Annotated in this window: 11 protein-coding genes and 1 other RNA gene; 3 read left to right on the forward strand and 9 right to left on the reverse strand. The window is 64.7% G+C overall.

Annotated elements, in window-relative coordinates; all coding sequences use genetic code 11:
* Positions 1 to 67: 67 nt before the first annotated feature.
* Positions 68 to 712, reverse strand: a complete 645-nt coding sequence (locus tag M0209_RS06835) for a histidine phosphotransferase family protein (protein WP_258887537.1) — start codon at positions 710 to 712, stop codon at positions 68 to 70.
* 69 nt (positions 713 to 781) lie between these two features.
* Positions 782 to 1,654, reverse strand: coding sequence for a DUF5071 domain-containing protein (locus M0209_RS06840; RefSeq protein WP_258887538.1), 873 nt, complete (start codon positions 1,652 to 1,654; stop codon positions 782 to 784).
* A 12-nt stretch (positions 1,655 to 1,666) separates the two neighbouring features.
* Between M0209_RS06840 and M0209_RS06845 the strand changes: the two genes are divergently transcribed.
* Both M0209_RS06845 and rpoH read left to right on the forward strand, forming a co-directional pair.
* Entirely contained in the window at positions 1,667 to 2,611 is a 945-nt protein-coding gene (locus M0209_RS06845; protein WP_258887539.1) for an RluA family pseudouridine synthase, read from the forward strand.
* A gap of 54 nt (positions 2,612 to 2,665) precedes the next feature.
* The gene (gene rpoH, locus M0209_RS06850; protein WP_258887540.1) at positions 2,666 to 3,571 is read left to right on the forward strand and encodes an RNA polymerase sigma factor RpoH; all 906 of its coding nucleotides are present in this window, start codon (positions 2,666 to 2,668) and stop codon (positions 3,569 to 3,571) included.
* A 15-nt stretch (positions 3,572 to 3,586) separates the two neighbouring features.
* Here the strand turns inward: rpoH and M0209_RS06855 are convergent, their stop codons facing one another.
* Positions 3,587 to 4,372, reverse strand: a complete 786-nt coding sequence (locus M0209_RS06855) for a transporter (RefSeq protein ID WP_258887541.1) — start codon at positions 4,370 to 4,372, stop codon at positions 3,587 to 3,589.
* A 53-nt stretch (positions 4,373 to 4,425) separates the two neighbouring features.
* Here M0209_RS06855 and mtgA point away from each other — a divergent pair, with 53 nt between their 5' ends.
* Complete coding sequence (gene mtgA, locus M0209_RS06860) at positions 4,426 to 5,130, forward strand: monofunctional biosynthetic peptidoglycan transglycosylase (RefSeq protein WP_258887542.1); 705 nt, start codon at positions 4,426 to 4,428, stop codon at positions 5,128 to 5,130.
* Here mtgA and M0209_RS06865 read toward each other — a convergent pair.
* The 6 genes from M0209_RS06865 to M0209_RS06890 form a co-directional block, all read right to left on the reverse strand.
* Positions 5,123 to 5,446, reverse strand: coding sequence for a YbaB/EbfC family nucleoid-associated protein (locus tag M0209_RS06865; RefSeq protein WP_258887543.1), 324 nt, complete (start codon positions 5,444 to 5,446; stop codon positions 5,123 to 5,125). The genes mtgA and M0209_RS06865 overlap by 8 nt on opposite strands.
* Entirely contained in the window at positions 5,443 to 7,026 is a 1,584-nt protein-coding gene (locus M0209_RS06870; protein WP_258887544.1) for a DNA polymerase III subunit gamma/tau, read from the reverse strand. Before M0209_RS06870 ends, M0209_RS06865 begins: the two co-directional genes overlap by 4 nt.
* Before the next feature lie 118 nt (positions 7,027 to 7,144).
* Positions 7,145 to 7,239: signal recognition particle sRNA small type (gene ffs, locus M0209_RS06875), an RNA gene on the reverse strand.
* 30 nt (positions 7,240 to 7,269) lie between these two features.
* The gene (locus tag M0209_RS06880) at positions 7,270 to 7,605 is read right to left on the reverse strand and encodes a 2Fe-2S iron-sulfur cluster-binding protein (RefSeq protein ID WP_258887545.1); all 336 of its coding nucleotides are present in this window, start codon (positions 7,603 to 7,605) and stop codon (positions 7,270 to 7,272) included.
* A complete protein-coding gene (locus tag M0209_RS06885) occupies positions 7,602 to 8,684 on the reverse strand; it encodes a cysteine desulfurase family protein (RefSeq protein WP_258887546.1) in 1,083 nt (360 codons plus the stop codon). The genes M0209_RS06880 and M0209_RS06885 overlap by 4 nt, the downstream gene beginning before the upstream one ends.
* Complete coding sequence (locus tag M0209_RS06890) at positions 8,681 to 9,757, reverse strand: cysteine desulfurase family protein (protein WP_258889587.1); 1,077 nt, start codon at positions 9,755 to 9,757, stop codon at positions 8,681 to 8,683. The genes M0209_RS06885 and M0209_RS06890 overlap by 4 nt, the downstream gene beginning before the upstream one ends.
* Between the last annotated feature and the right edge of the window lie 69 nt (positions 9,758 to 9,826).

Below are 9,826 nucleotides of genomic sequence, written 5' to 3' on the forward strand. Positions count from 1 at the left end.
TGCGCCCGCGCCCTGTTGCATCGGACCGGTCTATGACGTGCTGGTTAACAACCGCTTAGGAGGGCGCTCAGGCGCCGCCGAGCGTGGCTCCGAACAGCAGGAACCCGGCATCGGCGGGCGACACGATTGCCGCGCCACCGCTATCGACCGCGAGCCGGTGGACGAGCCACGCCGCCGCCGCACGCGGGGTCAGCGCGTCATCGGCGGTTTCGCCGGTCAAGGCTGTACGAAGTTCCGGATCGAGCACGAGGCGCGGCCCTTCCGAGCGCACCGCAATCTCGGTCCGACCGCCCACGACCTCGACCCCGATGTCGAGCCGCCCGCCGCGTACCAGCGCATCGCCCGCGATGAGGACGATGTTGAGCAGCACCTTGATCGCGGTTTTCGACAGTGTCGCTTCCTCGACCAGCCAGTTGATCTCGATCCGCCCGTCGCCGCCGAACAGGCCCTCGATTGCGGCTTTGGCTTCGCGCGCATCCACAGCATCGCCGAAACCACCGGCGGCCCCGAACGCGAGGCGGAAGAATTTAAGCTTGTTCGCCGATGCCCGCGCGCTTTCGCCGAGCAGTTCGAGGCATCGGGCACGCATGTCGGGGTCGGTTTCGTCGGCGAGCAGTTCGAGCCCGTTGTTAAGCGCACCGACCGGGCTCAGCAGGTCATGACACAGCCGCGAACACAGCAGGCTGGCGAAATCGACCGGCGCAATCGTCATAATCCGCAAACTCCTGAACTCGCGCGCGCTTTGGCTGACGTCACGGCGTCGTGCAACCTGCTTCGCACCTTAAGCATCCATACTGTCCAGGATGGCTCGTGCCTCATTATTAACGCTCGTTTCCCTATCACCCTGCGCTGGAATTCGGGCAAGTGCGGCAATGTCGTCTTTTAGGAGCGTCAGCGCGGCAGGCGGGAGTAACCGCACCATCCCTCGCAGGCAGACAAACTTGTGACCGTCATCATCGCCCCGAAGCACGCGACGGATCGGCTCGACCATAGGCGCACCGATCGTCGCCAGATAATCGATCATAGGCGGCGCGACCGGCCAATTCGGGTCGGCCGTCCAAGACATTAATTCATCGAGTATCGGTACGATGCCCGGATAGCCCGCCTTGGCAATCAGAGGAACGATATCCTCGTCGCACTTGTCCCGGGGAATCAAATGACGGATTTCCCCTGTGTCCAGCGGCAGATGCCAGAAGTCCTTAATAGTCTTGCCATTCGAAACTTGGTTGATGGCGGGAATCCATTCGCCATCCGCCTCGGCGACGCCGTGTTCAGGCGTGTCGATCAGGTCGGATATGTGAGCCTGCCAAGCAGCGATGTCGTCACCCGCTACGATGACCCAAATTTTTCCGTCGTCCCGAGCAGCGTCGAGGTCTCGCTGTGACGGCTCAACACGGCCGTTCGGATGCGAGTGCCAGTAGCCGATCAATTGCGGGCCACCTGCCCGCTCCGCCCGAATTGCCACGAACAGCGCCTTCGGATCGATCTCGAAACCCTTGTCGGGATCGAGAGCGACATTGGCGGTCGTCTCGAAACCGGAGATAAGTCTCTCATCGCCGAACAGCAGCCCACACGCCTCCAATGGGTACGCCAACAACGATTGTTCGCGCAGTCCTTCCAGCACATGTCTTGCAATTTGGAGCGCCATTTCCATCTCTCTAGTCGAATGAACGCGGGGGTTTCCACAATTTCGGTCGTGATTGCCGATGAGTTCGCAGGGATGCGGCTCGACCGGGCGTTGGCGCTGTCGGTGCCGACGGTGTCGCGCGAACGGCTGAAGGCACTTATTTCATCCGGGCATGTCCGCAGCGGCACGGCCCTGTCGCGCGATCCAGCGATGAAAGTGCAGGCTGACGCCCCGTTCGAGATCGACATCCCGTTACCGACTGCCATGAAAAACGCGGCGCAGGATATCGCACTCGATATCGTGTTCGAAGACGATCATCTGCTCATCGTCGACAAGCCTGCGGGTCTGGTCGTCCATCCGGCAGCGGGGAACCTCGACGGGACGCTCGTGAACGCCCTGCTTCACCATTGCGCCGGACGGCTGTCGGGCATCGGCGGCGTCGCGCGCCCCGGCATCGTCCACCGTATCGACAAGGACACGTCCGGCTTGCTGGTCGTCGCCAAAACCGATCCGGCGCACGAGGGGCTGTCGGCACAGTTCGCCAAACACAGTATCGACCGCCGCTACGCCGCCATCGTTGCAGGCCTGCCCCAGCGCGAGGGGACCGTCGATGCCCCGCTCGCGCGCAGCCCGCACGACCGCAAGAAAATCGCCATCCAGCCGCGCGGCAAGCGCGCCGTCACCCATTTCACACTGGTCGAGCCGCTGCGCCGCGCCGCGATGGTCGAATGCCGCCTCGAGACCGGGCGCACGCATCAGGTGCGCGTGCATATGGCGTCGATCGGGCATCCGTTGCTTGGCGATCCGGTCTATGGACGGAACCGACCCGAACACCGCGACGTTCTGCGACAGTTGGATTTCACGCGTCAGGCACTACATGCCGCGCACCTCGGCTTCATTCACCCCGTCACAAGCGCGCCTATGGCGTTCGAAAGCAAATTACCGCACGATATGCAGGCACTGTTCACCGCACTTCGTGTATAGATCGTTGCATTCCCGTACCGGCATCCACCGGGCGGCAGGGAGTTACCTTACGTCATGGCTGGTGACAGCAATCTTCCCGCGACCATTCCTTCGCTCGGCACCGAGGCGGGGCTCAACCGCTATCTGTCGGAAATCCGCAAATTTCCGCTGCTGACGCCCGAAGAGGAATATATGCTCGCCAAACGCTTTTCGGAGCATGGCGATCCGGAGGCGGCGGCACGTCTGGTGACCAGCCATCTGCGCCTCGTTGCGAAAATCGCGATGGGCTATCGCGGCTATGGTTTGCCGGTCAACGAGCTGATTTCCGAGGGGAATATTGGCCTGATGCAGGGCGTGAAGAAATTCGAGCCGGATCGCGGTTTCCGTCTGGCGACCTATGCGATGTGGTGGATCCGCGCGTCGATCCAGGAGTTCATCCTGCGGACGTGGAGTCTCGTCAAAATCGGGACGACGGCGAACCAGAAGAAGTTGTTTTTCAACCTGCGGCGGATGAAGGCGCGGATCAACGCGTTCGAAGACGGCGATCTGAAGCCGGAAGACGTGACGAAGATCGCGACCGATCTGGGCGTCACCGAAGACGAAGTCGTTAGCATGAACCGCCGCATGGCGATGGGCGGCGATACCAGCCTGAACGTCAGCTTCAACGAAGACGGCGAGGGACAATGGCAGGACACGCTGCCCAGCACCGCGCCGTTGCAGGACGAGGAAGTCGCCGACTCGCAGGAGCGCGTCCACCGTCACGCGATGCTGATCGAGGCGATGGAAGAGCTCAACGAGCGCGAGAAGCACATCCTGACCGAGCGCCGTCTGGCCGAGGAACCGAAAACGCTCGAGGAATTGAGCCAAGTTTACGGCGTGTCGCGTGAGCGGGTGCGCCAGATCGAGGTCCGCGCGTTCGACAAGCTGCAAAAGGCGATGATGAAAATCGCGCAGGGCAACGGCACGCTGGCGCTCGCTTAAGGGACTGGCGCTGGGCTAAAACCGCCGCGTGATGCCGAAATAGACCTCGATATCGGGGCTGTCGCTGTTCAGCCCCGCCACGGTGCCGATGTCGAGTTGTGTGTTCTTTCCTGCCATCCATGCCAGCGAGGTCGACGCCAGGGCCTTGGTCTTGGCACCGCCCGGGTCTTCGTCGCGCGTGGCCGAAACTTCGACTGCGCCGCTCAACCCTTCGGCCAGCGACGTGGAGAGACCCGCGGCTGCGCCATAGGCAAAATGCCGTCCCGAGCGACTGCTGTTTACCGCGGCCGCGACCTGCGGCGTCACGGCCAGCTGGATGCCATGCCCCAGCGGGACACCGATGGGGAGCAGCACCCCCGCGCCCCAGTCGCCTGCCCCGATTGCGGTGCCACCGGTCGGCAAGGTGATATAGGGCTGAATGGCTATGGGCCCGTTCGCCTTGCCGAGGCTTTGCCGCAGCGCCAGCGTAACATCGCCGGTGCCGCTGTCATGCTGGACGGTGCGCGCGACCCGGTCAGCCGTGCGGACAGTGCCGAAAGCGGTCCAGCCGACCTGCACCTCGGTACTCTCCCCCAGCGCAACACGCAGCACGGCCTGCCCCGACGCGATGGTGTCGGTGCGCGAACCGGGTTGCCGGGACAGTGTCCAGTCGACCAGCCCGAGTTCCAGCACCGGATGCCCGCGCTCGACGATACATGGCGGCGTGTTGAGGCCGGGCCGCGACGCACAGAAATAGCGCTCTTCACCAAGGGCGGGCGCGGCGACAGCCATGAAGGCAGGCAGGAGAATCCGGTAACGCATGACGCAACTAGAGCCGATTGCGGGAAATCGGGCAAGCCGGTAACGCCCCGCGCATGGCTGCCTTGGCTTCGCGCTCCCTCCCCGCCCGGATTTGGCGTTTCGTCTGGCGGGCGGCGCTGTATTTCGTGCTCGGCTCGATCCTGTGGGTCGCGATCTACCGCTTTTTGCCGCCGCCGATCACCTTCACGATGATGGGCGATGTGCTCGGCGGGCGTAGCGTGACCAAGGACTGGATGCCGCTGTCGCAAATAGACCGCAACATGGCGCGCGCGGCGATTGCAGCAGAGGATGCCAAATTCTGTACGCACAACGGCTTCGACCGAGCGGCCATCGAAGCCGCGATCAAACGCAATGCCCGGGGAAAAGGCGTCATCCGTGGCGGCTCGACGATCAGCCAGCAGACCGCGAAGAATGCCTTTCTGTGGCAGGGCGGCGGTTACGTCCGCAAAGGGCTGGAAGCGTGGTTCACGGTGTTGATCGAAACGATCTGGGGCAAGCGCCGGATCATGGAAGTCTATCTCAACATCGCCGAAACCGGTATCGCAACCTACGGCGTCAATGAAGGATCGAAACGCTATTTCGGCCATGATGCCAGCCGGATGAGCACCACGGAGGCCGCGCGGATGGCCGCCGTGTTGCCGCTGCCCAAGAAGCGCGAAGCGACGATCCCGCGCGGGTTTACGCGGCGTTATGGCAACAGCATCGCCGCGCGGATCGGCGTAGTGCGGAACGACGGGCTGGATAGCTGCCTTAGATAGGCAGCTTGAATCCCGGCGGCAGGGGGATGCCCTGCGTCATCTTGCCCATTTCCTGCCCGGCCACGGCATCGGCCTTCGCGCGCGCATCGTTGAACGCGGCGGCGACCAGATCCTCGAGCATCTGCTTGTCGGCAGGTACGATCAGCGAGTCGTCGATGCTAACTGCGATGATCCGACCCTTGGCGCTCGCCCTGATTCTCACGAGCCCGCCGCCAGCCGCTCCTTCGACCTCGATGTTGTCGAGATTCGCCTGCGCTTCGGCCATCTGGGTCTGAACATTTTGCGCCATCTTCAGGATATCGTCGAGCGAATTCATCGTATTGCACTCCGTTGTTCAGAAATTTCCAACAATTCGGCACTTGGAAAAGCGGCCAGTGCGGCGGCAACGACCGGATCGGCCAGCACGGCATCGCGCGCACTGTTTTCTGCGGCAACCTCCTGCTCGCGCAAGCTCGGTGCCGACGCGGCCTCCTCGCTGGTAACGATCCAGTCGGTGCCGGTCACCTCGCGAAATGCCGCTGCCAGTTCGCGCAATTCGAACGGTCGACGCAGGTGAAGTCCGATTTCGGGCGGGGCCCAGCGCGCTACGCTGGTTTCTTCCTGCAACCGGTGCGCGAGCACGCGTTTGCCCGACGCTTCGACCAGTTCGACGAGCGCCTGATAGGTCGCCGGACCGCTCGGTGCTGCCGGAGCAGCTGTCGCGAGCGGTGCGGCAACGCCGCCTGCCTCGATGCGTTTGAGGAGGCCCGCCGGGTCGGGCATCTGGCTGGCGTGGATGACGCGCAGCAGCGCCATGTCGGCGGCTTGATGCGGATCGCTGGCGCGCGCGACTTCGTCATGCCCCTTGAGCAGCAACTGCCATAGCCGGTGGAGCGTCGCGAACGACATGCCGTCGGCCCAGCGGTCGGCAGCGGCGCGCTCCTCCGCCGATTGCGCGGCATCGGGGGCGGCACCTGCTTTTACCAGGGTCACGCCGTGCACGATCTCGAGCAGCCCGCGCAGGACGCCCGTGGGATCGACGCCAAGATCGACCTGTTCGGAGAGTTTTGCCAGCGCCGCCGGAGCCTCGCCGCGCAACAGCAAGTCGAACAGATCGCGCAGGGCGTTGCGATCCGACAGGCCGAGCATGTCACGCACAGCTGCTGCCGTAACCTGTCCGGCATTGCCGTCGCTCGCCTCCAGATCGGCATGGGCAATCGCCTGGTCGAGGATGGACAGGCCGTCGCGCACCGACCCTTCGGCAGCGCGCGCAATCATAACGAGAGCCTGAGCCTCAATATCGACTGATTCGGCTTTGGCGATGCCCGCAAAATGGTTTGCAAGCATCTCCGCCGAAATGCGCTTAAGGTCGAATCGCTGGCAACGAGAGAGGACAGTGAGGGGAACTTTTTGGACTTCGGTCGTCGCAAAGAGAAATTTTACGTGCGCCGGCGGCTCTTCGAGCGTTTTCAACAGAGCGTTGAAGGAGCTGTTCGACAGCATGTGAACTTCGTCGATGATGTAGATTTTGTAGCGAGCGCTCACCGCAGCATAAGGCACATTGTCTAGGAGATCGCGCATCTGCTCGACCTTGGTGTTCGATGCCGCGTCCATTTCTATTACGTCGATGTATCGCCCATCGGCGATGGCAACGCACGGTTCACACACACCACAGGGATCGATCGTCGGCCCACCCTGCCCGTCTGGCCCGATGCAGTTGAGCGCCTTGGCAATCAGGCGCGCGGTCGAGGTTTTGCCGACCCCGCGCACACCGGTCATCAGGAACGCGTGCGCCAGCCGGTCGCGCTTGATCGCGTTGCCGAGGGTACGGACCATCGGTTCCTGCCCGATGAGTTCGGAGAAGCGCTGCGGGCGGTATTTGCGGGCAAGGACGCGGTAGGGGGCGGGAGTGGTCACGCCATGGGCTTAGCGGCGGATTGCGAAGCGGCAAAGCCGCTTCGTCAGTCGAAACTTCGTTTCGCTGGCCGCGCTTGTCGCTGGGCGACTTGGCTCCGCCAAGTCGTGCCGCGACGGCGCGGTGGAAGCCGGACGACCCGGCACGAATTCGTTGTGGCTGCTTCCTTCCGGACCTGACCAGGTTGGCGAGAGCACCGTCCGCCCGACTTCCGGAGCGGCATATGGCGCAGTCGCGTCAACTTTTCAACGACCCTGCATGTTGCGGCTTTCACCTGGCATGCGGACGGTCAGGCCGTCGAGGCCGTCGTCGAGGATGATTTGACACGCGAGGCGGCTGGTGCGGCTCACGCCCGCCGCCAGATCGAGCATGTCCTCTTCATCGTCGCTCGCACGCGGGAGTCTCGCGAAATCGGCAGCATCGACGATGACGTGGCACGTCGAACACGCCATCTGCCCTTCGCACGTCCCCTCGAGCGGCTGGTCCTTATTCTGGGCGAGGTCGAGCAGGGTCATACCGGGCGGTGCCTCAGCCTCGGTAGTTCGCGTGCCGTCGGCGCTGACGAAGCGGACGCGGATCATGCGGCCAGCCTCGCTTGAGAATCAGCCGCCGCGACGATCCGGTCGATGGCCCCGGTCAGTTCCGCCTCGGACGTGTAGCGTCCAAAGCCGAGCCGGATGCTCGACCGTGCCTCGGCATCCGTCAAGCCGATGGCTTTGAGCACATGGCTGGGGCGGCCCGAGCCGCTGGCACAGGCCGATCCAGCGGAGAAAGCGATGTCGCGCAAGCCCGAGATCAGCCGCACGGCGTCGAGACCATCGCGGCGAATGTTGAGGTTGCCGTGATAGCGCGCGGTCACGCTGCCGTTGATCTGCCAGTCCGTACCCAGGCACGCGGTCGCCGCCGTCCACAGCCGTTCGATGTGCGCGGCATCTTCCGCCATCCGTGCCCTGGCAAGCGCCGCTGCCGCCCCGAACCCGGCGCACAGCGCCGGAGACAAGGTGCCGGAGCGCAAGCCACCCTCCTGCCCGCCACCGTGCAGCAACGGTTCGAGCTTGACGCCGTCGCGCACCCACAATGCGCCGATCCCCTTGGGACCGTGAATCTTGTGTGCGCTGATCGCGATCAGATCGCAGCCGTCGGGAATGGCGATGCGCCCGAACCCCTGCACGGCGTCGCACAGCACCAGCGCGTCGCCTGCCCGCGCCGCCAGTTCGGCCACCGGCTGCACTGTGCCGATCTCGTTGTTGACCAGCATGACGGCGAGCAGATCGAGACTGCCGGGAACGGCATCGGGACGGATCAGCCCGTCGCTATCGACCGGCAACAAAGTGACGTCATGGCCCCGTCGGTCCAACCACGTCGCTGTGTCGAGTACCGCGGCATGTTCGGTCGCGCTCGCCGCGATCCGTTGTGCGCTGCCGCCGATCAGCGCCCAGTTCAGCGCCTCGGTCGCCCCGCTGGTGAAATATACCTGGCCGCCCTTCGGCAGCAACGCCGCGACCTGTTCGCGCGCGAGTTCAACCGCTGCCTTGGCAGCACGCCCCGAAACATGCGCCGAATGCGGATTGGCCGATCCTGCCGCCGTCAGCCAGGGCAGCATCGCCTCGCGCGCTTCGGGCGCGAGCGGCGTGGTTGCCTGATAGTCGAGATAGATCACGCCCGTGCCTTTGCATCGGCAGCGATGCGCCGCCAGACTTCGACGAAGCGATACACATCGGCGCGGGTGGTATCGGGACCGAAGCTCACCCGCACAACCTCGGCGGCGTCGGCCTCGCTCCAGCCCATGGCGGTCAGGACATGGCTGGGCTTCAGACTGCCCGACGAACAGGCACTGCCCGCCGACACCGCGATCCCGGCCAGATCGAACTGGATCAGCTGCACCGCCGAGGCGACACCCGGCATCCGGTAGGACGCAATCGTAGCGATCCGATGCGAGGTTCGCGCGATAACCTGCCCGCCCGCCGCCTCGATAGCCCCGTCGAGATGCGCGCGCAGATCGGCGGCGCGGTCGATCCAGCCGCGCGGTGCCTCCAGCGCCGCCGCCATGCCCAGCGCGCCCGGCAGATTTTCGGTGCCGCCGCGATAGCCACGCTCCTGCCCACCGCTGGCATTCAGCATCGCGAAGTCGCGGACGAGCAGCGCCCCGATCCCCGGCGGCCCGCCGAACTTGTGCGCCGACACCGCGATCAGGTCGGCATGGGGTAGCGCCAGCTTGCCCACCGTCTGCGACGCATCGACGAACAGCAACCCGCCCGCCTTGCGGACAGCCGGCGCTAGTTCGTCGAGCGGTTGCAGAACGCCGGTTTCGCTGTTGGCACTCTGAACGACGACCAGCGGCAATCCCGCGCCGAGCGCGCCGAGACGCCCCGTCAGGACATGCGCGGCGACCAAACCGTCGGGACCCACCGGCAGCACCACGACCCGCTCTGCGGCGCGCTGGACAGCGTCGTGCTCGGTCGCACCGACAAGCAACACGTCATTCTGCGTCCGGCCCATCGCAATCCCGATGGCCTCACTCGCGCCGCTCGTGAAGATGACTTCGCCGGTCCAACCGAGCGCTGCCTTCACCCGAGCGCGCGCCTCCTCCAGTGCAGCCCGCGCCGCCCGCCCCGGCCCGTGCGGCGACGACGGGTTGGCCCATATCTCCATGCCCTGTGCCACGGCAGCGCGCGCCACGGAAAGCACCGGCGTCGTCGCGGCATGGTCGAGATACAGGCGGTCGGCCAACACGGTCTCCACGGGCGCGTGGCTGCGCCGTTGCGATTGTTACGCTGCCCCCTATATAGCGCGCCAGCTTTC

It is taken from the genome of Sphingomonas sp. SUN039 (assembly GCF_024758725.1).
GTDB lineage: Bacteria > Pseudomonadota > Alphaproteobacteria > Sphingomonadales > Sphingomonadaceae > Sphingomonas_O.

What these genes read in the sequence shown, in the direction of transcription:
- M0209_RS06835 (WP_258887537.1), bottom strand. Translation starts at nt 712, where the DNA reads ATGACGATTGCGCCGGTCGATTTCGCCAGCCTGCTGTGTTCGCGGCTG.
- M0209_RS06840 (WP_258887538.1), bottom strand. Translation starts at nt 1,654, where the DNA reads ATGGAAATGGCGCTCCAAATTGCAAGACATGTGCTGGAAGGACTGCGC.
- M0209_RS06845 (WP_258887539.1), top strand. Translation starts at nt 1,667, where the DNA reads ATGAACGCGGGGGTTTCCACAATTTCGGTCGTGATTGCCGATGAGTTC.
- rpoH (WP_258887540.1), top strand. Translation starts at nt 2,666, where the DNA reads ATGGCTGGTGACAGCAATCTTCCCGCGACCATTCCTTCGCTCGGCACC.
- M0209_RS06855 (WP_258887541.1), bottom strand. Translation starts at nt 4,372, where the DNA reads ATGCGTTACCGGATTCTCCTGCCTGCCTTCATGGCTGTCGCCGCGCCC.
- mtgA (WP_258887542.1), top strand. Translation starts at nt 4,426, where the DNA reads ATGGCTGCCTTGGCTTCGCGCTCCCTCCCCGCCCGGATTTGGCGTTTC.
- M0209_RS06865 (WP_258887543.1), bottom strand. Translation starts at nt 5,446, where the DNA reads ATGAATTCGCTCGACGATATCCTGAAGATGGCGCAAAATGTTCAGACC.
- M0209_RS06880 (WP_258887545.1), bottom strand. Translation starts at nt 7,605, where the DNA reads ATGATCCGCGTCCGCTTCGTCAGCGCCGACGGCACGCGAACTACCGAG.